Annotated in this window: 18 protein-coding genes; 8 read left to right on the forward strand and 10 right to left on the reverse strand. The window is 70.3% G+C overall.

The window, feature by feature from the left end:
• Positions 1–92: 92 nt before the first annotated feature.
• From AB0O65_RS10180 to AB0O65_RS10195, 4 genes are all read right to left on the reverse strand, one after another.
• Positions 93–1,952 carry a BCCT family transporter gene (locus AB0O65_RS10180; RefSeq protein ID WP_363384726.1) on the reverse strand — a complete coding sequence of 620 codons (1,860 nt, stop codon included), beginning with the start codon at positions 1,950–1,952 and terminating at the stop codon, positions 93–95.
• 29 nt (positions 1,953–1,981) lie between these two features.
• The gene (locus AB0O65_RS10185) at positions 1,982–2,248 is read right to left on the reverse strand and encodes a hypothetical protein (protein WP_363384729.1); all 267 of its coding nucleotides are present in this window, start codon (positions 2,246–2,248) and stop codon (positions 1,982–1,984) included.
• Positions 2,249–2,327: 79 nt separating this feature from the next.
• On the reverse strand, positions 2,328–3,683 hold the full coding sequence (locus tag AB0O65_RS10190; RefSeq protein ID WP_363384732.1) for an MFS transporter: 1,356 nt from the start codon (positions 3,681–3,683) through the stop codon (positions 2,328–2,330).
• Complete coding sequence (locus tag AB0O65_RS10195) at positions 3,680–4,111, reverse strand: MarR family transcriptional regulator (protein WP_271639345.1); 432 nt, start codon at positions 4,109–4,111, stop codon at positions 3,680–3,682. Before AB0O65_RS10195 ends, AB0O65_RS10190 begins: the two co-directional genes overlap by 4 nt.
• A 99-nt stretch (positions 4,112–4,210) precedes the next feature.
• Between AB0O65_RS10195 and AB0O65_RS10200 the strand changes: the two genes are divergently transcribed.
• The 4 genes from AB0O65_RS10200 to AB0O65_RS10215 are packed head-to-tail and all read left to right on the forward strand — an operon-like array spanning position 4,211 to position 7,868.
• The gene (locus AB0O65_RS10200) at positions 4,211–4,954 is read left to right on the forward strand and encodes a copper homeostasis protein CutC (RefSeq protein WP_363384736.1); all 744 of its coding nucleotides are present in this window, start codon (positions 4,211–4,213) and stop codon (positions 4,952–4,954) included.
• A 47-nt stretch (positions 4,955–5,001) separates the two neighbouring features.
• Positions 5,002–5,883: an alpha/beta hydrolase gene (locus tag AB0O65_RS10205; RefSeq protein ID WP_363384739.1), complete on the forward strand. Its 882-nt coding sequence runs from the start codon at positions 5,002–5,004 to the stop codon at positions 5,881–5,883.
• Positions 5,884–5,928: 45 nt separating this feature from the next.
• Positions 5,929–6,978: a biotin/lipoate A/B protein ligase family protein gene (locus AB0O65_RS10210; RefSeq protein ID WP_363384742.1), complete on the forward strand. Its 1,050-nt coding sequence runs from the start codon at positions 5,929–5,931 to the stop codon at positions 6,976–6,978.
• Positions 6,957–7,868, forward strand: a complete 912-nt coding sequence (locus AB0O65_RS10215) for a site-specific DNA-methyltransferase (RefSeq protein ID WP_363384744.1) — start codon at positions 6,957–6,959, stop codon at positions 7,866–7,868. Before AB0O65_RS10210 ends, AB0O65_RS10215 begins: the two co-directional genes overlap by 22 nt.
• Position 7,869: 1 nt before the next feature.
• On the opposite strand, the gene AB0O65_RS10220 is transcribed toward AB0O65_RS10215, so the two are convergent.
• A complete protein-coding gene (locus tag AB0O65_RS10220) occupies positions 7,870–8,514 on the reverse strand; it encodes a DUF6226 family protein (protein ID WP_363384747.1) in 645 nt (214 codons plus the stop codon).
• A 32-nt stretch (positions 8,515–8,546) separates the two neighbouring features.
• Entirely contained in the window at positions 8,547–9,440 is an 894-nt protein-coding gene (locus AB0O65_RS10225; RefSeq protein ID WP_363384749.1) for a LysR family transcriptional regulator, read from the reverse strand.
• Between the two features lie 311 nt (positions 9,441–9,751).
• Here AB0O65_RS10225 and AB0O65_RS10230 point away from each other — a divergent pair, with 311 nt between their 5' ends.
• The 4 genes from AB0O65_RS10230 to AB0O65_RS10245 all read left to right on the forward strand — a co-directional run bounded on the left by AB0O65_RS10230 (position 9,752) and on the right by AB0O65_RS10245 (position 14,380).
• Positions 9,752–10,138 carry a hypothetical protein gene (locus AB0O65_RS10230; RefSeq protein ID WP_363384752.1) on the forward strand — a complete coding sequence of 129 codons (387 nt, stop codon included), beginning with the start codon at positions 9,752–9,754 and terminating at the stop codon, positions 10,136–10,138.
• 10 nt (positions 10,139–10,148) lie between these two features.
• Positions 10,149–10,451: a hypothetical protein gene (locus AB0O65_RS10235; RefSeq protein ID WP_363384755.1), complete on the forward strand. Its 303-nt coding sequence runs from the start codon at positions 10,149–10,151 to the stop codon at positions 10,449–10,451.
• 48 nt (positions 10,452–10,499) lie between these two features.
• Entirely contained in the window at positions 10,500–10,796 is a 297-nt protein-coding gene (locus AB0O65_RS10240; RefSeq protein WP_363384758.1) for a hypothetical protein, read from the forward strand.
• A gap of 116 nt (positions 10,797–10,912) precedes the next feature.
• A complete protein-coding gene (locus AB0O65_RS10245; RefSeq protein ID WP_363384761.1) occupies positions 10,913–14,380 on the forward strand; it encodes a bifunctional proline dehydrogenase/L-glutamate gamma-semialdehyde dehydrogenase in 3,468 nt (1,155 codons plus the stop codon).
• A gap of 319 nt (positions 14,381–14,699) precedes the next feature.
• Here AB0O65_RS10245 and AB0O65_RS10250 read toward each other — a convergent pair whose 3' ends face one another.
• The 4 genes from AB0O65_RS10250 to AB0O65_RS10265 form a co-directional block, all read right to left on the reverse strand.
• Positions 14,700–17,114 (reverse strand): polysaccharide lyase 8 family protein, encoded by a 2,415-nt coding sequence (locus tag AB0O65_RS10250; protein ID WP_363384764.1) that lies wholly within the window; start codon positions 17,112–17,114, stop codon positions 14,700–14,702.
• 300 nt (positions 17,115–17,414) lie between these two features.
• On the reverse strand, positions 17,415–18,887 hold the full coding sequence (locus tag AB0O65_RS10255; protein ID WP_363384767.1) for a carboxylesterase family protein: 1,473 nt from the start codon (positions 18,885–18,887) through the stop codon (positions 17,415–17,417).
• Positions 18,888–19,004: 117 nt separating this feature from the next.
• Positions 19,005–20,390 carry an aspartate aminotransferase family protein gene (locus AB0O65_RS10260; RefSeq protein WP_363384770.1) on the reverse strand — a complete coding sequence of 462 codons (1,386 nt, stop codon included), beginning with the start codon at positions 20,388–20,390 and terminating at the stop codon, positions 19,005–19,007.
• Positions 20,391–20,427: 37 nt separating this feature from the next.
• Entirely contained in the window at positions 20,428–21,912 is a 1,485-nt protein-coding gene (locus AB0O65_RS10265) for a CoA-acylating methylmalonate-semialdehyde dehydrogenase (RefSeq protein ID WP_363384773.1), read from the reverse strand.
• Positions 21,913–21,928 lie beyond the last annotated feature (16 nt).

The raw sequence follows: 21,928 nt of genomic DNA on the forward strand, positions 1-21,928 counted from the left end.
CTCCAGGCTACGCGCGCCGCGCGGCGGCAGGCCCTCCGCGAGGCTCCGTTGCGTCATGCGGCCCGACGGAACGGAGCCTCGCGGAAACGGCGTCAGTCCTTCAGGAACTGGCCGGTGTCCTGCTGTCGGGCGTCCGGATCGTCCAGGCCCGACAGCTCGTCCTGGGCGATGAGCTGGTCGACGTCGAGCGTCGACGGCGTGGCGTCGACATGGCTCTCGGCCGACAGCGCCCCCGGCGTCGCGCGCGCGGGGTCGGCCGGCGCCACCGGCAGCCCGAACGTGCGCTGCACGCGACGCATCCATCGCGGCTGCGCCCCGAACACCCCGGTGGCGTCGTGCGCCTCGACCTCGAGCCCGTAATAGTCGCCGATCTTGTCGATGAACTGCGCTCGCTCGGTCTTCGCATACGCGCGACGCTCGCGGCTGAATGCCACCACGGTCGACCAGCACATCAGCAGCATGACGACGCTGAACGGCAGCGCGATCGTGATGGCCGCCGTCTGCAGGGCGGTCAGCCCGCCCGAGAGCAGCAGGGCGATGGCGAGAAGCGCGGTGACGGCGACGAAGAACACGCGGATCCAGCGCTTGGGCTCCGGCTCGCCGCCCGTCGCGATCATCCCCATCACCAGCGCGCCGGAGTCGGCGGAGGTGATGAAGAAGATCGCGAGAAGCAGGATGGCGCCGATGCTCACGACCGTCGATCCCGGCACGTTCTGCAGCAGGCTGAACAGGGCTCCCTGCAGGTCGACTGCGCCGTCGGCGCCGGTGAGCGTCCCGGGCTCCCGAAGCTCGAGGGCGAGGGCCGAGCCGCCGAGCACGGCGAACCACAGGATGCCGAGCAGCGTCGGCACGAGGATCACGCCGACCACGAACTCCCGCACCGTGCGGCCCTTCGAGACGCGCGCGATGAAGATGCCCACGAACGGCGCCCACGAGATCCACCAGCCCCAGTAGAACGAGGTCCACGACGCCTGCCACTGCTCGCCCGCCGTGCCCTGGAAGGCGCTGACGTTGAACGAGAGCCCGACGAAGTTCTGGATGTAGTACCCGATCGACTGCACGAAGTCGCGCAGCAGGAACTCGGTGGGTCCCATCACCAGCAGGTAGACGACGAGGATGCCGGCGAGGACGAGGTTGGCGTTCGAGAGCCACTTCATGCCCTTGGTCACGCCAGACAGCACCGACATGAGCACGAACACCGAGATGACCAGGATGAGGATGACCTGGGTCGTCTCGTCGGGGTCGGCGATGCCGGCCGAGTGCAGGCCAGCGCTCATCTGCAGCACACCGAGACCGAGCGAGGTGGCGACACCGAACAGGGTGCCCACCAGCGCGATGACGTCGATCGCGTGGCCCCACCCGCCTTCGACCTTCTTGCCGAGCAGAGGCTCGAGGGTCCACCGGATCGAGATCGGGCGGCGCCGGCGGTGGATCGCGTAGGCGAGGGCGAGGCCGATCACCACGTAGATCGACCAGGCGTGCACGCCCCAGTGCAGATAGGTCTGTCCCAGCGCCGCCTGCGCGAGCTGGGAGGGCGTGCCCTCGACGCCGGGCCGCGGGCTCGTGAAGTGCGACAGCGGCTCGCTCACGCCGTAGAAGACGAGCCCGATGCCCATTCCCGCCGCGAACAGCAGCGCGAACCAGCTCATCGCCGAGAACTCCGGCTCCTCATCGTCGCGCCCGAGCTTGATGTCGCCGAAGCGACTGAACCCGAGGAACAGGCAGAACGCCACGAAGAACGCGGCGATCAGTACGTAGTACCAGTTGAACGCGTTGACGATGCTCGTCTGCACCGCCTGGAACGCCGTCTCGGCGACGCCGGGCAGCAGCAGCGCGAACAGCGCGAATGCCAGCACGATCGTGGCCGCCGGCCAGAAGACCCACCGCAGCACCTGCGGCTCGCGCTTCGTCGGGGTGACGGTCGGATCCGACACGTCTGTGCTCTCGCTCATGCCGCCCACCGTACCGGGATCCTGCGCCGTCACGCGGGCGGGTCGTCGGGGTCGAGCGACTTCAGTGCGTCGCGCTCGACGGCCGTGTCGGCGGTCAGCTGGTCTTCGGTGTTCTCGTCGCCGCCGAGCGGGGCGTCGTCGTCGACCGGCCCGGACGAGGTGTCGTCTGCGGGTGCGGCGGGCTCGGCCTGCCCGGCCTCCCGCTGGCGCGGCAGGCCACTGCCCTGCGGGTCGTGCCCGGGAACGTGCGGGTGCTGTCCGTCAGGGGATCCGTACATCGGAGTCTGCTCGTTCATGCCCGAGAAGGTATGCGTCCCGGCGTCGAGGGGCCACCCCCTTGACAGTGCGCGGCCGGCGACGGACCGGCCGCGCCGATCAGCGCTCGTCGTCGTGCGGGTCGGTCAGCCGGATCGGGGTGGCAGCCGTGGGCCGCTCGTCGAACGAGCCCGGGTTCATCGACCGGATCACCGACAGCGGACGCGTCTCATCGAGGGTCAGCCGGAATCTCCGTCCCTCGTGGCGATGCAGCCTGCCCGACCACAGCATCCACCCGACGCCGATCCCGAAGGCGACGATGCCCGCGATGCCGCCGACCGCGATGGCGGTGCGAGCGGAGAACGTGTCGACGATCCATCCGGCGATCGGCGCGCCGACCGGGGTGGAGCCCATGATCACCGCCATGTACAGCGCCAGCACGCGCCCGCGCAGGGCCGCGTCGGTGGTGGTCTGCACGTATCCGTTGGCGGTGGTGAGCATCGAGACCGTCGAGAAGCCGACCAGAACCAGCACCGCCGCGTAGGTCACGTAGCTGGGCATCGCGGCCGAGACGAGGGATGCCACGCCGAACCCTCCCGCCGCCATCACCAGCACGCGTACGCGGGCGCGATCGCGGCGCGCGGCGAGCAGGGCGCCGGCCAGCGAGCCGATCGCGAGCACCGAGCTGAGCAGGCCGTAGCCGTCTGCGTCACGGCCGAACTCGAGCGCCATGGTCGAGGCGAAGATGGGGAAGTTCATGCCGAAGGCGCCGATGAGGAACACCATCACGAACACGACCATGAGGTCGGGGCGGCGCCACACGTAGCGGAAGCCCTCGCCGAGGCCTCCGCCGCGTCTGCCCTTCACACGCGGTGTCAGCTCGTTGACGCGGATCAGCGTCAGGGCGACGATCATCGCGAGGAAGGTGACCGCGTTGGCGACGAACACCCAGCCCGAGCCGAGCAGCACGATGAGGATGCCGCCGACCGCGGGTCCGACCAGGCGCGCCATGTTGAAGGCCGCCGAGTTCAGGGCCACGGCGTTGGAGGTGTCCTCCAGGCTGACCATGTCGGACACGAACGCCTGCCTCGCGGGGGCGTCGAACGCGTTGGCGACGCCGAACGCGGCGGCGAACACGAACATCAGCGGCAGGGTCATCACGCCGGTCAGCAGCAGCGCCGCCACCCCGAGGGCGAGCAGCATGAGCGCGGTCTGCGTGCACAGCAGCACCTTGCGCCGGTCGAAGCGATCGGCCACCCATCCGGTCATGCTGACGAGCACCAGGGGAGGCCCGAACTGCAGGGCCATGGTGACGCCCATGGCCGTGGCGTCGTTGTCGGTGAGCTCGGTCAGCACCACCCAGTCCTGGGCAGTGGCCTGCATCCACCCGCCGATGTTCGAGATGACACCGCCGAGGAACCAGGTGCGGTAGTTGACGTTGCGGAACGAGCGGAACATGCCGGACGAGGTGTTCATGCGTCGGCCATCCTCTTCAGCAGAGCCGACGCGGCATCCAGCACCGCGAGCTCGTCGTCGTCGAACCGCTGCGCGTCGATGAGATCGGCCATCAGGCGGTTCCGCTTGCGGATCGTCTCGGCCACGACGCTCTCTCCCTGAGGGGTGAGCTCGACGTACACGCGACGACGGTCGTCGTCGTCGGGGACGCGGACCACGAGCCCGAGGTCGGCGAGACCGTTCACGGTGGCGCTCATCGTCGGCGCGGTGACGTGCTCATGCTCGGCGAGAGAGGACAGGGTGCGGCGTCCATGCGCACGCAGCGCGCCGAGTGCGGCCAGCTGCGCATCGCTCATCGCGTCGAGTGCGCGGGCGGATCGAAGGCGGCGAGTGAGACGGAACAGTGCGTAGCGCAGCTCGGCGGCGGAGTCGTCGGAATCGGCAGTCATTACTTAGATAGTCTAACTAATATTCAGCGCGCGAGGGTCGGATGAAAATCTTGTTCTCGGCACTGTGCTCGAACCGCGTGGAATGCGAGAATAATTCTCATGTCCGTCGATCTCGAAGTGGCCGTCCAGAACACCGCCGGCATGCGCATCGCGCGCGAGATCGGGGCGGCCCGGGTCGAGCTGACCCAGGCGCTCAGCCTCGGCGGGCTCACCCCGTCTCGCGGCACGATCGAACTGGTGCGTGAAGCGGGCGGCGAGAGCGGCCCCGAGGTGCACGTGCTCATCCGGCCCCGTGCCGGCGGCTTCCATTACGACCGCGAGGAGTTCGCCGTCATGGAGCGTGACGTGCGCGACGCGCTCGCCGCAGGCGCGCATGGCGTGGTGGTCGGATGCCAGGACGCGACCGGTGAACTCGACCGCGACGGTCTCGAGCGGCTGCGTGATGCGGCCGGGGGCGCATCGGTCACCCTGCACCGCGTGATCGACACCACACCCGATCCGCTCGGGGCGCTGCGCATCGCGCGCGAGCTCGGCCTTCGCCGCGTGCTCACCTCGGGAGGCGCCTCGCGCGCGGTCGATGGCCTCGACGTGCTGCTCGCCCTCGTGCGCGAAGCGGCCGGCGAGATCGAGGTGATGGCAGGCAGCGGCATCACCGCGGCCGACGTCGCCACCGTCGCCGGCGCCGGCGTCGACGCTGTGCACTTCTCGGCCAAGCGCACCGTGACCGTCGACGTCGGCGTGCGGCTGGGCTCGGCCAGCGACGGCGTCGGGGGGCACGAGGTCACTGACCTCGACGCGGCACGCTCGATCGTCGACGCGCTGGAGAAGGCGCACGCGGCCTGAGAGCCGGGCGGCCGGAGCGCAGTGCGCCGCTCCGTAGACTCGACGGTATGCCCTCCCCTCGCACAGCTGAGTTCGCCGATGCATACGGCATCGCCATCGTCTACGACGTATACGAGGCCGCAGGCACCCCCAGGGGAGTGGTCCAGCTGCTGCACGGCGTGGGCGAGCACGCCGGTCGGTACGCCCGCACCATCGAGGTGCTCGTCGAGGCGGGGTTCCACGTCTACGCCGACGACCACCGCGGGCACGGCCGCACGGGCATCCGGCAGCATGGTGGTCCGGCGGGGCTCGGTCGCCTGGGCCCCGGCGGCCTGCGCGCCGCCGTCGACGCGTGCTGGCAGCTCACCGAGATCATCCGCGCCGAGCATCCAGGCCTGCCGCTCGTCCTGCTCGGCCATTCCTGGGGGTCGTTCCTGGCGCAGATGCTGCTGAACAGGCATCCCGAGGCGTACGACGCGGTCGTGCTCACCGGATCCGCGCTGCGGACGCCGACCGATCTCAACCCTCGCCCGCTCAACGCGCGGTGGAAGGCGCCCGACGCGCACGGGCTCGAGTGGCTCTCGCGTGACGAGGCGGTCTGGGCGGCGTTCCGTGACGACCCGCTGACGACCGAGGCGCCGCTGCTCACTCTCTTCGGGCCGATCGAGGCGGCGAAGCTGTACGGGCTGCCCAAGAAGAACCTTCTCGGGTCGCTGAGCCCGTCGAGGACGCTTCCGGTGCTGCTGATGGTCGGCCGTGACGACCCGGTCGGCGGCCCGCGGAGCGTGCACAAGCTCGCCGACGCGTACCGCAACCGGTCGGGGCTGACCGACGTGACGACGCTCGTCTACCCCGACGCGCGCCACGAGCTGTTCAACGAGCTGCAGCAGGACGACGTGCGCGCCGACCTGGTCGCGTGGCTCGACGCGCGCCTCCCGGCGCAGGCCTGAGTCGCCGGCCCGACCGTGCGCGGCGGGCGCGGTTAGGCTGGACGCGTGCATGGTGAGTACAAGGTTCCCGGTGGAAAGCTCGTCGTCGTCGACCTCGAGGTCGCAGACGGACTGATCCGCGACTTCCGCCTCGCGGGCGACTTCTTCCTCGAGCCCGACACGGCGCTCGACGCCATCAACGGCGCCGTCGAGGGCATGCCCGTCGAGGCCGACGCGGCCACGATCGCCGCCGCCGTGCGCGCCGCCCTGCCCGAGGGGGCCCAGCTGCTGGGATTCTCGCCCGAGGCCGTCGGCACCGCGGTGCGCAGGGCGCTCGTGACCGCACCGGGCTGGCGTGACTTCGACTGGGAGATCGTGCACGAGAAGGCGGTCTCGCCGCGCATGAACCTCGCCCTCGACGAGGTGCTCACATCGCGCGTGGGGGAGGGGCGTCGCCGCCCGACCCTGCGCATCTGGGAATGGGACGAGTCGGCGGTCGTGATCGGATCGTTCCAGTCGTACCGCAACGAGGTCGACCCGGAGGGCGCGGCTCGCCACGGCTTCGACGTCGTGCGCCGCATCTCGGGCGGTGGCGCGATGATGATGGCCGCGGGGCAGATCATCACCTACTCGCTGTACGTGCCCGCATCGCTCGTGCAGGGCATGACCTTCGCCGACTCGTATGCCTTCCTCGATGACTGGGTGCTGCAGGCGCTGCGCTCGGTCGGCATCGACGCGACCTACCAGCCGCTCAACGACATCGCATCGCCCACCGGAAAGATCGGCGGCGCCGCGCAGAAGCGGCTCGCGAACGGCGGCGTGCTGCACCACGCGACGATCTCGTACGACATCGACGGCCAGGTGATGACCGAGGTGCTGCGCATCGGCCGCGAGAAGCTCAGCGACAAGGGCACCACGTCTGCAGCCAAGCGCGTCGACCCGCTGCGCACGCAGACAGGCATGGAGCGCGCCGAGATCATCGAGCGCTTCACGGCGACCTTCCGCACGCTCACCGGCGCTGAAGACGGCGCGATCTCCGCCGACGAGTACGCGGCCGCCGAGGCTCTCGTCGAGAGCAAGTTCGCGACCGACGCGTGGCTGCACCGCGTGCCGTGACCGGCACGCCCCACCCCGGCGCCGTCGACATCATCGAGGGTGACAACCTCGAGGTCGCCGCGTCGCTGGCATCCGGATCCTTCACCCTCGTCTACCTCGACCCGCCCTTCAACACCGGCCGCACCCGCGGCCGTGAGGTCGTGACCGCGCGCCGCAGCGTGCCCTCCGATGCGCAGGCCCCGGAGGGAGAACCGCTCGAGGTGGCGAAAGAGATCCGCTACGGGTTCCACGGGCACTCGTACGAGCGGGTGCGCGGCATGCTGCGCACGTTTGACGACCGCTTTGACGACTACGGCGACTTCCTCATGCCGCGGCTGGAGGAGGCGTGGCGGCTGCTGGCCGACGACGGCACGCTGTACCTGCACCTCGACTACCGCGAGGCGCACTACGCCAAGGTGATGATGGATGCCGTGTTCGGGCGCGACTGCTTCCTCAACGAGCTCATCTGGGCGTACGACTACGGCGCGAAGTCGCGCAGCCGCTGGCCCACCAAGCACGACACGATCCTGGTGTACGCGAAGAACCCCGGCAGGCACGTGTTCAACGCAGACGACATCGACCGCGAGCCGTACATGGCCCCGGGCCTGGTCACCGCCGAGAAGGCCGCGCGCGGGAAGCTGCCCACCGACGTGTGGTGGCACACGATCGTGCCGACCACCGGGCGCGAGAAGACCGGCTATCCGACCCAGAAGCCGGAGGGCATCCTGCGCCGCATCGTGCAGGCCTCCTCGCGACCCGGCGACCGGGTGCTCGATCTGTTCGCCGGCTCCGGCACGACGGGGGCGGTCGCCTCGGCGCTGGGCCGCGATGCCGTGCTCGTCGACGACAACCCCGAGGCGATCCGGGTGATGCGAGAGCGGATGCCCCAGGCCGTCGTCCGCACTGTGTGAGTCAGGGCCGCGGCGGCCACGGCGCCCACGCCCCCGCGCGGCCGGCGAGCATTGGCATCGCCGCGGCGAGCCTGTCGGCGGGGAAGTCCTCGGCACGGGACTCGCCGGCCGACGAGCCGTTCGGGTAGGTCGTCGACACCTCGACCCGCGGCCGGACGCCGCAGGTGATGCTCTCCCGGTACTCGCCGCCGGCGACGGCGAGCACCTGCTGCTCGAGCCCGTCGGCCTCGGTCGTCCACTCCAAGTCGCAGGCCTCGCATCCGCAGGAAGGGTAGGCGAAGTCGTGCAGCAGGCCGGCGTGCAGCAGGATGCCCGGGTAGTCCGTGAACACGAAGGTCAGCGCGGCGCACTCCGGGTCGTTCGGCCTCACCCGCACCGCGCGCTTCACCTGTGGGTGCGGGTGCGGGTGCATCAGATCGTCGGCGACCTCGATGCCCTCCTGCACGGTGACGTCGAACGTCGCGCGCAGGTGCGCGATGAGCGCGTCGGCGATCCGGTGCAGGGGCGCGAAGCGCTCGGGATGGCGGTCGACGGAGTAGGCGTCGTCGGGCGGTGAGTCCGGCCACCGGCTTCCGTAGTCGATCACCTGGTTGTCGTCGTCGCGGAACACGGGGGAGTCGATCGCGGGTCGCAGGTACGAGGGCACGGGCTCATCCTCGCGCAGCGGCGGCCGATCGGCTACGGGGCGACGCGTCGGTGGGCGGTGAACGCGTCGTGCAGCGCGGTGCGCACGAGATCGACCGCCTCATGGCTGCGCGACGCCCCGCGCACCGCGGTGAACACCTCGCGCACGGGCGATCCGGGCAGGTCTGCCACGGTGAGCGGGCTCGGCTCGTCACCCCAGATCAGGTCGGGCAGCATGCCGACGGCATGGCCGGATGCCACCAGGCGCACGTGCGCGGTGAGATCGGCGGCCTCGAATCGCACGTCGGGCTCGAACCCTGCGGCCCGGCACTGCTGCACCGTCCACTGCCGCACGGCCGTTCCCTCGGGCTCCATCACCCAGGCGCGATCGCGCAGTTCGTGCAGGGGTGCCTGATGCTCGGCGGGTGGCAGCACGATGCGGATCGGATCCTGGCCCAGCAGCTCGTGCACGACACCGTCGCGCTGCTCGCGCGTGTGGCCCGGATACTGCTCGGCGATCACCAGGTCGAAGCGGCGCGCCCACAGCTCGAACAGGCTCTCCTCCGGCGGCAGCTCGGCGAGCTCGACCCGCAGCTCGGGCTGGCGCCGAGCCAGCAGGGTCAGCGCCGCGGGGACGATGGTCTGCGCGGCGGTGGGCATCGCCGCGATGCGCACCGGCTCCCATCCCGCGTGGGCGGTCAGCGCCGCGCGGGCCTCTTCGTCGAGCTCGAGCGCCCTCGCGGCGTGCTCGGCGAGCATCCGGCCCTGCGGCGTCAGCCGCAACCGGCGGCCGTCGGGCTCGAGCAGCGACACTCCGGCCTCCTTCTCGAGCGCTGCCAGCTGCTGCGAGACGGTGGAGGGGGAGTAGGAGAGGGATGCCGCGACCTCGGCGATCGTGCCACGCAGTGCCAGCTCGTGCAGCAGCCGGAGGCGACGCAGTTCGAACACCTGAGCCTGCTTTCTGCGGGGGACGTGACAGGTTCATCCTAGGTTCGGCACCTGCGGCGACGCGGCCGCATGGGCAGTCCTCCCCATCGCAGCATCCACACGGCACCCCCTAGGGTTTCTGCAGGAGGTGTGCCGTGACGATGGTCGCGCTCGTCGCCATGCTCACCAACCCCATCTCGGCGGTGGGCGCGGGCCCGATGCTCATCATCAAGAAGAAGCTGCTGAACGCCGCGGTCGACATCGCCGTCGAGTAGCTGCTGAACCAGCTGGCTCCGGCGGTCATCGAGCCGATGGCGCAGCAGCTGCCGGTCGTGATCGACGCCATCCTCGATGCGCCCCTGGTGGAGGCATCCGTCGGTGATTCGGACGAGTTCCAGGCCGATCTGAACGCCCTCGAGGAGGCCCAGTCGACCATGAAGGTGCACGGGTCCGACATCCAGATGCTCATCGAGTCGCGCGGTATCGATATGCCTGAGTGGGATGCGGACAACCCTGCCTCCGTGGCGACGTGGACCCAGGTAGCAGAGGCATACGCCGCAGGTGCATCCGGAACGGTGCGGGCTGTGCTCGGCGATAACATCCGGCCTGAAGCCGTATGGTGGACTGAACTCGATCGGCTCATCAAGAACGACAATGTGACTCGGGTTGTCCGAGTGCACCCGGACACACTCGCCGAATCTGTGATCTGGCCCGACTGAAGGTGACGGAGTGGACGTGGTCGACGAAACACTGAGCCAAGCGATTATCGAGTACCTGGCCAAGGGACGTTCGCCTTTTCCGAAGTCGGATGAAGACGCCGTGGTAGCGCTCGCAGGAGATGACGCCGGCGCCATGCTCGCTCGAGTGAGGGGCATCGTCGACGAGATGATGGCGATCGAGACCGACTGGTCCGCAAACACTCTCTCCGAGGGCGGGCGCAAGGCTGAGGCAGTGATGGCTTCACGCCACCCAGAACTCAGCGAGGATGCTCTCGCTGCGCTGTACTGGATGTTCACCTACAACTGGCGGTGAGCAGCGAGTCGGTTCTGAGGCTGGGGACGTGATCGGGGAGGTGCCGTGATGGACGTCAGCGAGCTCATGACGATCGTCGCCGCCGAGGATCTCGACATGCCTGTGATCGAAGGGGCCGGTCGCCTGCACCTCGACGCCGTGGTCGTGAATCGCGACGGCTCGTCTTGGAAGGTGTTCCTCGTCGACGAGAGGCATCAGCCGATCGCGCCGACCGTGCGTTCGTTCGACAGCGAGTCGGAGGCTTTGGAGCACGCGCTGCGCAAGCTGCGGCAGGTGCAGAAGTCGCGACGCTCGATGGCGGCGCTGAACGCGCGTGACGCCGTCGACCCCGACCACGAAACGTGATTTCGGGGAGGCCGCGTCGCGCGCTGACCGCACTTCCCGATCCGTCGGCGAAACCGAATGGTGGTCATCGTGAATGATCGCTTTTCTTGCACGGTCGATGGGGGCATCCTGAATGAATGAGCACCCCTGCGTCCACCTCAGAAGCATCCGTGTCCGACCTTGCCGCCCTCGGCGACGACGCCGTCGCGCTGGTGCGCCAGTGGCTCGTCGACAGCCGTCAGGTGACGGTGGATGCCGCCGGCCAGCGTCTGGCCGGAGTGCTGCGCGACCCGAACGGCCTCGACTTCACCGTCGGGTTCGTCGACGGCGTCGTGCGGCCCGAAGACCTCAAGGTCGCCGCGACCAAGCTCAAGGAGCTCGTGCCGCTGACCCCCGGCTTCCTTCCCGCACCGATGCGCGCCGCGATCGGCCTGGGTGGCGCGACCGCGGGCATCCTGCCCGGTGTGGTCGTGCCGTCGGCGCGAGCCGTGCTGCGCCAGATGGTGCGTCACCTCATCGTCGACGCCCGCGACGAGAAGCTCGGCGCGGCCATCAAGCACATCCGCGAGTCGCAGGGCGTGAAGCTCAACATCAACCTGCTCGGCGAGGCGATCCTCGGCCGCGAAGAGGCGAAGCGCCGCCTCGAGGGCACCCGCCGCCTGCTCGAGCGCGACGACGTCGACTACGTCTCGATCAAGGTCTCGTCGACGGTCGCGCCGCACAGCCCCTGGGCGTTCGACGAGGCCGTGGCCGACGCGGCCGAGGCGCTGCTGCCGCTCTACCGGATCGCCGCGAAGGGCGGCCCGGGCGGCCAGAAGTTCATCAACCTCGACATGGAGGAGTACAAGGACCTCGACCTCACCATCGCGGTCTTCACCAGCATCCTCGACCGTCCCGAGTTCCAGGGCCTCGAGGCCGGCATCGTGCTGCAGGCCTACCTGCCCGACGCGCTCGCCGCGATGATGCGCCTGCAGGAGTGGGCCGCCGACCGCGTCGCCTCGGGCGGTGCGCCGATCAAGGTGCGCGTCGTCAAGGGCGCCAACCTCCCGATGGAGACGGTCGACGCCGAGACCCACGGCTGGCCGCTCGCGACCTGGTCGAGCAAGCAGGAGTCCGACTCGTCGTACAAGGCGGTGCTCGAGTACTCGCTGCGGCCCGAGCACATCGGCAACGTGCGCATCGGCGTTGCCGGACACAACCTGTTCGACATCGCTCTGGCATGGCTGCTCGCGAACAAGCGCGGCGTCGCCGAGGGGGTCGAGTTCGAGATGCTGCTCGGCATGGCCACTGCTCAAGCCGAGGTCGTCAAGCGCACCGTCGGCTCGCTGCTGCTCTACACGCCGGTCGTGCACCCCGACGAGTTCGACGTGGCTATCGCCTACCTGATCCGCCGCCTCGAAGAGGGCGCGTCGCACGAGAACTTCATGTCGGCGGTCTTCGACCTCGACACCGACCCGGCGCTGTTCGAACGCGAGAAGCAGCGCTTCCTGGCATCCATCCAGACCATCCCGACCGAGGTGCCGGCAGCCAACCGCACGCAGAACCGTCAGCTGCCAGACCCTTCGGCAGGCTCAGGGACCCAGGAGGGGTACGTCTTCCAGAACACCCCCGACACCGACCCGTCGCTGGCCGGCAACCGCGCCTGGGCCGACGGGATCCGCGCGCGGATGGTCGGCTCGACCCTCGGTGACGACACCGTCGCGGCCAACACTCTCAGCACTCCGGAGCAGGTCTCCGAGCGCATCGCCACGGCCGTGGCATCCGGTGAGGCCTGGCGCGCGCTCGGCGCCGCCGGCCGCGCCGAGATCCTGCACCGCGCGGGCGACATCCTCGAAGCTCGCCGTGCCGAGCTGCTCGAGGTCATGGGCTCCGAGGCCGGCAAGGTGATCGAGCAGGGCGACCCCGAGGTCTCCGAGGCGATCGACTTCGCGCACTACTACGCCGAGAGCGCCAATAAGCTCTCCGACGTCGACGGCGCGGTCATGCAGCCCGTCGGCCTCACGGTCGTCACCCCGCCGTGGAACTTCCCGGTCGCGATCCCGGCCGGCTCCACCCTGTCGGCCCTCGCCACCGGCTCGCCGGTGATCATCAAGCCCGCCCGCCAGGCGCGCCGCTCGGGCGCGGTCATGGTCGAGGCGCTCTGGGAAGCGGGCGTTCCCCGCGACGTGCTGCAGTACGTGCAGCTCGAGGGTCGGTCGCTGGGCGAGCAGCTCGTCAGCGACCCGGCGGTCGGCCGGGTCATCCTCACCGGCGGGTTCGAGACGGCCGAGCTGTTCCGCGGCTTCCGCGCCGACCTGCCGCTGCTCGCCGAGACCAGCGGGAAGAACGCCATCATCGTCACCCCGTCGGCCGACCTCGACCTCGCCGCGAAGGATGTCGCGTACTCGGCGTTCGGCCACGCCGGCCAGAAGTGCTCGGCGGCATCGCTGGTCGTGCTCGTCGGCTCGGTCGCGAAGTCGGAGCGCTTCCGCCGCCAGCTGGTCGACGCCGTGCGCGCGTACCAGGTCGGCACGCCGGAAGACGGCTCGAACCGCATCGGCCCGCTGATCGGGCCGGCCGAGGGCAAGCTGCTCGGCGCACTGACCGAGCTGCACCCTGGGCAGTCCTGGATGCTGGAGCCGAAGAAGCTCGACGACGCGGGCCAGCTCTGGACTCCCGGCATCCGTGACGGCGTGCAGCGCGGCAGCGAGTTCCACAGGGTCGAGTACTTCGGCCCCGTGCTCGGCGTGATGACCGCCGAGTCACTGACCGAGGCGATCGACATCGTCAACGACATCGACTACGGCCTCACCAGCGGCATCCACTCCCTCGACGTCGACGAGGTGCAGCAGTGGCTGGCTTCGGTCGAAGCCGGAAACGTGTACGTCAATCGCGGCACCACAGGCGCGATCGTGCAGCGGCAGCCGTTCGGCGGCTGGAAGAAGGCCGCCGTCGGCGCCGGCTCCAAGGCGGGCGGCCCGAACTACCTCGTCGGGCTGGCGGAGTGGACGGATGCCACGGTGCAGACGAGCACCTCGCTCGACGCGCTCGCGTCGTCGGCCGTCGCACTCGTCGACGGTGCCGACGCCGAGTGGCTGCGCGGCGCGCTGGCCACCGACATCGACGCGCTGGCCGCCGAGTTCGGCATCGTGCGGGATGCCACGGGTCTGGTCACCGAGCAGAACGCGCTGCGCTACCAGGCGCTGCCCGTCACGATCCGCTACGAGGGCGGCCGTGTCGCCGAGCTGCTGCGCGTCGCCGCCGCCGGCGCGCGGCTGCGCGCACGGGTGACGGTGAGCACGGCACCCGCTCTGCCCGCGCCGGTCGTCACCTGGCTGGGTGCGCACGATGTCGTCGTGGTGACCGAGGACGCCCAGGCCTGGGCCGGGCACGCCCGTCGCCTCGCCGCCGCGGGCGGACGCGTGCGCCTGATCGGCGCCGACGCGCTCGAGACCGCGACGGCCGTCGAGGGCTCGCCGAGCCTGGCGATCTACGCGAACCTGGTGGTCTCGGCCGGCCGCGTCGAGATGCTCACCTTCGTGCGCGAGCAGGCCGTGTCGATCACCGCGCACCGGTTCGGCACGCCACACCGTTACGAGATCCCACTGCTCGACCCGGTGCGCTGAGTCGCGGATCGGACTGCGTGGGATCGCTCGCTCTTCGCGCCGGCTGGGCCCATATGGTCGCCTCCTCTCGGGTGAGGCGACCATTCGAGCCCGGCCGACGGCGTGCGGGCGGGGATGCTCGTGCTCGGTGGTCCCGAATGGTCGCTTTCCTTCGAGAGAGGCAGCCATCTGGGCCCAGCGGACGGGTGAGGGCGGGGATGCCCGAGCTCGTGCGCGGAGTCGATGGCCGGCTCTCTCTTTTGCTGGCTGGGCCCGTATGGTCGCCTCCTCTCGGGTGAGGCGACCATCCGGGCCCAGCGGATGCCGGAGGGCGGCCCGATCAGCGGTGCAGGGAGAACTCCAGGGTCGTGCCCGCCGTGCCGGTGGTGTCGATGGTGAGCCGGATGCCGTCGCCGCGGCGGGCCAACCTGACGCGGTCCGCGTCGTCGCCCTTGACCCTCGTCGCGCGGCTTCCGGCGACGTCGATCACGAGAGTTGCGCCGCTCTGCGTCGGGTCGCTGACCGACATCCGCGTCATGCCCGGCGTGATGCGCGCGATCACGCAGGCCGCACGGTCGGAGGTGAGCGCACCGGCGCTGCCGGCCGCCCAGAAGGCTGCGGCGGTGACGTGCGTCGACAGCTGAACCGCCTGCGCGACGCCGTCGTTGCGGATCACCTGGAAGCGCCGATCGCGCGCGGCGGCGGCGGTGGCATCGGCATCCGCTCCGGGATGCACGGCATATGCGTACCCGCCGCTCGCCTCGGCGCCCACGCCGTGGGACAGGCTCAGCGTTCCGTACCAGCGGCGCTGCAGCACATCGGTGCCGGCGGCGGCGTTGGTGCTGTTGCGCCGCCAGGTGCCCTCGCGCTCCTCGATCCCGGCCACGAGATCGGCAGGGCCGTCGAGAAGCACATAGCCGCCGACGCCCTCCAGGTGCGCCCACCGCGCCCCTTCGACCGTCTGCCGAGCCGTCACCGCCGTGCCGTCGACGAGCAGCCGGCGCGCGGAGGTGCCGAGGTTGCGATGCTCGATGATCGTGCGCACCTCGCCGTCGCTGCGCGTGGAGATGTCCGCGCCCAGGGCGATGTAGGCATCCGGAAGCGTTACCCACATCTTGCGCGCCACCAAGCCCGTCCCTCCGGGAGCGACGAGATGCATGGCGGCGAGGGCGGTGTCTTCGAAGGTGACCCCGCCCGTCCACTCGTTGTCGGGCGTGCGCTCGCCCCACTCGCCCTCGGGGTTGCGCGGCAGCGGGGTCAGATCGACCGTGGTGCCGGGAGGTGCCGCCAGATCGGAGGTCGACCAGAATTCGTCGTCGAAGTGATCTTCGTCGCCGCGCAGGTACAGGTAGGTCATTCCCTGGCTGGTCTTCACGCCCTCGAAGTTCTCCGCGCCCGTGCCCTCGTGCCAGGCGATCCGGTTCGAGCACATCGCCACGGCGAGAGCCCACGAGCCGTCGGCGGCGCGGTGCACGAGCCTGTCCATCGCCGGGAACAGCCGGGGACCGGTCGGGTCCGCGACCGCCTGCGCATCCGAGCTGAGCAGCTCGGTGACCAGCGACAGGCGCACGATGCTCGTCGTCACGGTGATGTTCGCCGCCGAGTTGCTCTCGATCCACTGGCGGCACAGGCCGCGCCAGCGTGCCGCGGTCTCGGCGTCGGCGGACTGGGCCAGCCGCAGGGTGTGCTCGATCAGGTCGTTGCCGTTGGTGATGCTGCGCTCGGCGTATCGCGCGACGGCCCGGCCGCGCACCGCATCCATCATCTGACCGCGGAACATGAGCGGCGCGAAGGAGCTCTCCACGAATCCGTTGACGTTGGCCCGGCTGGGGTCGGTGACGTCGAAGCCGGTGCCGGCGAGCAGGGCGAAGAGCTTGGCCAGCCCGCCCAGCAGCACGAGCCCGTACGTGCCGGTGTATCCGATCGTGGAGTGCTGCACGAACGAGCCGTCGCGGAAGAACCCGTTGCCCGCGGTGATGTACTGCCAGGTGTCGCTGAGCGCGGCCACCGCGGTGCGCAGCAGCTCCGGGTCGGGCTGGGCGATCGCCCGCACGATGATCGCCTGGCAGATGTCCACCCGGTTTGCGCCGTCCGACGCCTGCGGCCCCGTCGGGTGCAGCTGCATCCGCGGGTCCCGGTTGGGGAGGAAATGGTCGATGGATGCGCAGTACGCGTCGATCTCGGCCTGGTCGAGCTCGTCGTGCAGCAGGGCCATCGTGTTCGCCAGCGGCTGGGCGGCACCGATGTTCCACGACCACCAGTTGCCCCACCATTCGGTGTCGGGGTTGTAGACGCGCTCGTGCATGTGGGCGAGTCCGCGCAGCGCCGCCTGAAGAACGACGTCCGAGCCCTCGTGCTTCGACCCCGGCGTCGCCCACGAGACGGCCAGGTTCTGGATGCCCGAGTAGTTCATGCGCATCGAGTTGGACTTGGCGATCTCGGTGGCGCCGATCGACCAGTCCTGGTCGGAGAAGTAGCGGGTGGCTGTGGGGCTCACCTTCGCGAGCAGCGCGTCGGTGCCTCGATCCTGCCGAGCGATCGCGGCGGCGAAGGTCGCCGGCGACCCGGTGATGACGCTGCGTCCGGTGAGCGTCTCCACCCACCGGGCGCGCAGCGCCTCGATCTCGGGGGCGCCGACTCCGAGAGGCCGCAGAGAGGCGGTGGCCGTCAGCGGGCGGGCGATATCCATGAGCAGTGCCGATGCCACGGCGACGCCGCCCAGCTGGAGGACGGTGCGACGGGTGGGGGTGAACATGCGAACTCCTCCGGTCGTTGGCAGTGACCGTAGGAGCCGGGCAGATGAGGAATCAATGCGGATTGCGCATCTTCGTCGCGCCGATGCGCAGTTCCGCTGCGCGAGCCGGCGCCCTCGTGGCCCTCTGCTGGTCCCGAAGGGCCGCCTCCCGCGAGGTGAGGCGGCCACATGGGCCCAGTCAGTGCGCGGTGGCGCCCCGCCTGGCATCCGCTGGTCCCGAAGGGTCGGGTCGCGGCGGGTGAGGCGGCCACTTGGGCCCACCGGGCGGGGCGGGGAAGACCGGATGCCGGAGCCGGGCCCTCAGACCAGCGGCAGGGCGTCGTCGTAGGCCGCGCGCGACAGTTCGGGGTGGTCGCCGAACACTCGCGTGGTGCCGGGCTCGGTGCGCCAGGTCGGCCAGCCGGGGTCGCCGTCGCGGATGAACGCCACCGCAGCGGCGTGCATCTCGTCGGCGAGGTGCTGCGGAGGATCTTCGCCGGCGATGCGCGCGACGTGCGGGTCGTCGAGGCAGTCGAACCAGAACGGCACGTCCAGGCAGTGGTACGACCATCCGTTCGTCGGTGACGCCCAGGCGAACCGGTACACCCAGGTGCGCGCATCCCGTCGGGTCTCGGCGATCCGCACCACGAGGGAGCGGAACACCCGGTCGGTGACGAAACGGCCGAGAGCCGAACCCGCGTCGCGTCGCGTCCGGTTCGCCCGGCGCCAGCCGCGGCGCAGCGCGCGCGTCTGCTCGACGATCAGCAGCGCGAGCGGCACCGGCACCCAGCGCAGGATGCGCGGGGCGCGATCGAACACCATCGTGAACTCGTCGTCGGTCGCGCCCAGCAGCAGCGGCTTGTCGGCGCCCACGCCGGCGGCGTACGAATCGACGGTGGGTCGGGTGAGCAGCTCGCCGTCGATCACCGGCCCCCACGGCAGACCGTCGGTGAGCGTGGCGGTCGTCGCTGCGAGGCCGGTCTTGCCGAGCAGGGATGCTTCGTACTGGTGCCGTGTGAGCGCGCGCTCCTTCACGCCGCGGAAGCCGTCGAGCGTCGGCTCGCAGCCGACCATAGATGCCAGGAGCTCGCTGCGCCGACGCGCCCGGTCGCGCGGGAGGTCGCCGAGGGCGCCGCTGATCGAGATGCCCGCGCGGAACAGGTGCTGCGCCTCGGGCATCCCGAGCAGGGTGAGCACCGCCCCGCCACCGGCGGACTGCCCTGCGATCGTCACGCGTGCGGGGTCGCCGCCGAATGCGGCGATGTTGCGCTGCACCCACTCGAGTGCGGCGAGCCAGTCGCGCACCCCGCGGTTGTCGGGTGCCCCGTCGATCACCCCGAAGCCGTCGAAGCCCAGCCGGTACGAGATCGTGACCACGACGATCCCGTCGCGCACGAAGGTGCGGCCGTCGTACCACGGGCTCGCCGAGGAGCCCGACGAGTACCCGCCGCCGTGGGTCCACACCAGTACGGGTCGAGCTCCGCTGGAGGACGCGGTGAAGACGTTGAGATTCAGCGTCGCCGTGCCGGGGACGCTCGGCTCGGGGATGATCGCATTCGGCTCCTCGCGGCGCTGCGGCGTCGGACCGTATCGGGTTGCGTCGAGCGGTTCGGTCCACGGTACGACCGACTGCGGGGGCTGGAAGCGTCGACGGCCGGTCGGCGGGGCGGCGTACGGGATGCCGAGGAACGCCAGCGATCCGGCGGGTCGGCGGATGCCGCGCACGGGCCCCTCGACTGTCTGCGTCACATCTGTCTGCGCCTCGTCCTCCACGGCATCAGCGTATCGAGCCACGCCCCGTCTTCCCGGGGCGCGGGGTCAGTTGGGTACGGAATCCCACGACGGGGCGTACGTTTCTGACCTCGCACCCCGACCGAGCTGAGCCGGCGGACTGGGCGGACGAGGCCCGCGTCAGTCCGTGAACCCGTCGGCCACCGTGAGAGCCTCGTCTATCGCCGACAGCCCGCGCACCAGCTCGTCTTCGGTGATCACCAGCGGCGGCGCGATGTGCGTGCGATTGAAGTGCACGAACGGCCAGACGCCGGCCTTCTTCGCCGCCGCGGCGAACGCGCCCATCGGCGCGGCATCCGCCCCCGACGCGTTGAACGGCACGAGCGGCTCACGGGTCTCGCGGTCGCGCACCAGCTCGACGGCCCAGAACAGTCCGCGCCCGCGCACCTCCCCCACACTCGGATGCCTCGACGCCCACGAGCGCAGCGTCGGCTCGACGACGCGCTCTGCGAGGTCGCGCACCCGCTCGAGGATCCCGTCGCGCGCGAACACCTCGAACGTCGCCACTCCGGCGGCGCACGCGAGCGGATGCCCAGAGTAGGTGAGTCCACCCGCGAACGGCGTCGTGTCGAAGTGCGCGGCGATGCGGTCGGAGATGACCACGCCGCCCAGCGGCACGTAGCCCGAGTTCACGCCCTTCGCGAAGGTGATCAGGTCGGGCTGCCCGCCGTACGCCTGGAGCGCGAACCACTCGCCCATGCGCCCGAAGCCGACCATGACCTCGTCGGCGATGTACACGATGCCGTGCCGGTCGCACAGCTCGCGCACCCCCTGCAGGTATCCGGGCGGCGGCACGAGCACGCCGTTCGTGCCGACCACCGATTCGATGATGATCGCGGCGATCGTCGCGGGGCCCTCGAGCAGGATCGTCTGCTCGAGGTGCTCGAGAGCCCGCTGCAACTCCTCCTGCGGGGTCGACGCGTGGAACGGCGAGCGGTACAGGTACGGCCCGAAGAAGCGCACGGCGCCGGTGTCGCTGACATCGTTCGCCCACCGCCGCGGATCGCCGGTGAGTGAGATCGCCGTCGACGTCGACCCGTGATAGCTGCGGTACATCGAGAGCACCTTGCGGCGCCCCGTCGACTGGCGCGCGAGGCGCACCGCGTACTCGTTGGCCTCGGCGCCGCCGTTGGTGAAGAACACCTTCTCCAGGCCGTCCGGCGCGACGTCGGCGATCAGCCGGGCGAGCTCGCCGCGCACGTCGTTCGCGATCGACGGCTGGATGGTCGCCAGGCGTCCGGCCTGCTGCTGGATCGCCGCGACGAGATCCGGATGCTGGTGCCCGAGGTTCAGGTTCACCAGCTGGCTCCCGAAGTCGAGGTACCCGGTGCCGGCGTAGTCCCAGAACGTCGATCCCGCCCCGGCCGCGACCGGAACCGGGTCGATGAGCGCCTGGGCGCTCCAGGAGTGGAAGACGTGCGCGCGGTCATCGGCGCGCACCTGCGCGTCGGCCTCGGCATCCGGCAGGGTGTGCGTCGCTCCGTGCCGATCGGTGTACCGACTCATGGTCATGATCGTCCTCGCTCAGTGGTTGTTCGGGAACTCAGTGGTTGCTCGGGAAGCCGAGGTCGACCTGCGCGGGGGTGTGGTCGGGCCAGCGCGTGGTGACCACCTTCGAGCGCGTGTAGAAGCTGATCGACTCGGGGCCGTAGATGTGCGAGTCGCCGAACAGCGAGCTCTTCCAGCCGCCGAACGAGAACGCGCCGACCGGCACGGGGATCGGCACGTTCACGCCGACCATGCCGACCTCGATGTCGAACTCGAACTGACGCGCGGTGCCGCCGTCGCGGGTGAAGATCGCGGTGCCGTTGCCGAACGCGTTCGCGTTGATCAGCTCGACTGCGTCGGCATAGCTGTCGACGCGCACGACCGAGAGCACGGGGCCGAAGATCTCGTCTTCGTACACCTTCATGCCGGGGCGCACGTTGTCGAGCAGGGTCACGCCGGTGAAGAACCCGTCGCCGTCGAACCGCTTCTGCGTGCCGTCGACGACGACGGTCGCGCCCTCGGCCGCCGCGCCGGCGACGTAGGACTCGACCTTGTCGCGGTGCTCGCGGGTGATCAGCGGGCCCATCTCGCTCGAGGGGTCGGTCCCGTCGCCGATGCGCAGATCGGCGATGCGGGTGCGGATGCCGTCGATCAGGTCGTCTGCGATGTCGCCGACGGCGACCAGCACCGAGACGGCCATGCAGCGCTCGCCGGCCGATCCGTAGGCGGCCGAGATGGCGGCCGTGGCCGCGCCGTCGATGTCGGCGTCGGGCATGACGACCATGTGGTTCTTCGCGCCGCCCAGTGCCTGCACGCGCTTGCCGCTCGCCGCCGCGCGCTGGTAGATGGACTTCGCGATCGGGGTGGAGCCGACGAAGCTCACCGCGCCGACGTCGGTCGAGTCGAGCAGCGCGTCGACGGCGACCTTGTCGCCGTTGACGACGTTGAGCACGCCGTCGGGCAGGCCCGCCTCCTGGAAGGCCTTGGCCAGCCAGTTCGCGGCTGACGGGTCCTTCTCGCTGGGCTTGAGCACGACGGTGTTGCCGCACGCGATCGCCGAGGCGACCATCCACAGCGGCACCATCACCGGGAAGTTGAACGGGGTGATGCAGGCCACCACCCCGACGGGCTGCTTGACCGAGTGCACGTCGACGCCGCGCGACACCTGCTCGGCGCGCTCGCCCTTGAGGTGGTGCAGAAGGCCGGCCGCGAACTCGACGTTCTCGATGCCGCGCGACACCTCGCCGGCCGCATCCGAGAGCACCTTGCCGTGCTCACTGGTGACGATCGCGGCGAGCTCGTCGGTGCGCTCCGCGAGGATCTGGCGGAGGCGGAAGAAGACATCGGCGCGCTTGATGAGGCTGGATGCCCGCCACGCGGGCTGCGCGGCCTTGGCGGCGGCGATCGCCGCCTCGACCTCCTGTGTGCTGGCGGCCGCGACCTGGCGGTGCGCCACCCCGGTCGCAGGGTTGTATACCGGAAGGGTGCGGTCGACGGCGCCGGTCTCGGCGCCGTCGATGTAGTGACGGATCGTGGTCACGGAGATGCTCCTCATC

This window comes from Microbacterium sp. NPDC077391, from assembly GCF_040686955.1.
In the GTDB taxonomy this organism is placed as follows: domain Bacteria; phylum Actinomycetota; class Actinomycetes; order Actinomycetales; family Microbacteriaceae; genus Microbacterium; species Microbacterium commune.

Excerpts from the sequence above, each read along its gene's own strand:
- AB0O65_RS10180 (WP_363384726.1), bottom strand. The coding sequence starts at position 1,952 with ATGAGCGAGAGCACAGACGTGTCGGATCCGACCGTCACCCCGACGAAG.
- AB0O65_RS10185 (WP_363384729.1), bottom strand. The coding sequence starts at position 2,248 with ATGAACGAGCAGACTCCGATGTACGGATCCCCTGACGGACAGCACCCG.
- AB0O65_RS10190 (WP_363384732.1), bottom strand. The coding sequence starts at position 3,683 with ATGAACACCTCGTCCGGCATGTTCCGCTCGTTCCGCAACGTCAACTAC.
- AB0O65_RS10195 (WP_271639345.1), bottom strand. The coding sequence starts at position 4,111 with ATGACTGCCGATTCCGACGACTCCGCCGCCGAGCTGCGCTACGCACTG.
- AB0O65_RS10200 (WP_363384736.1), top strand. The coding sequence starts at position 4,211 with ATGTCCGTCGATCTCGAAGTGGCCGTCCAGAACACCGCCGGCATGCGC.
- AB0O65_RS10205 (WP_363384739.1), top strand. The coding sequence starts at position 5,002 with ATGCCCTCCCCTCGCACAGCTGAGTTCGCCGATGCATACGGCATCGCC.
- AB0O65_RS10240 (WP_363384758.1), top strand. The coding sequence starts at position 10,500 with ATGGACGTCAGCGAGCTCATGACGATCGTCGCCGCCGAGGATCTCGAC.
- AB0O65_RS10245 (WP_363384761.1), top strand. The coding sequence starts at position 10,913 with ATGAGCACCCCTGCGTCCACCTCAGAAGCATCCGTGTCCGACCTTGCC.
- AB0O65_RS10250 (WP_363384764.1), bottom strand. The coding sequence starts at position 17,114 with ATGTTCACCCCCACCCGTCGCACCGTCCTCCAGCTGGGCGGCGTCGCC.
- AB0O65_RS10260 (WP_363384770.1), bottom strand. The coding sequence starts at position 20,390 with ATGAGTCGGTACACCGATCGGCACGGAGCGACGCACACCCTGCCGGAT.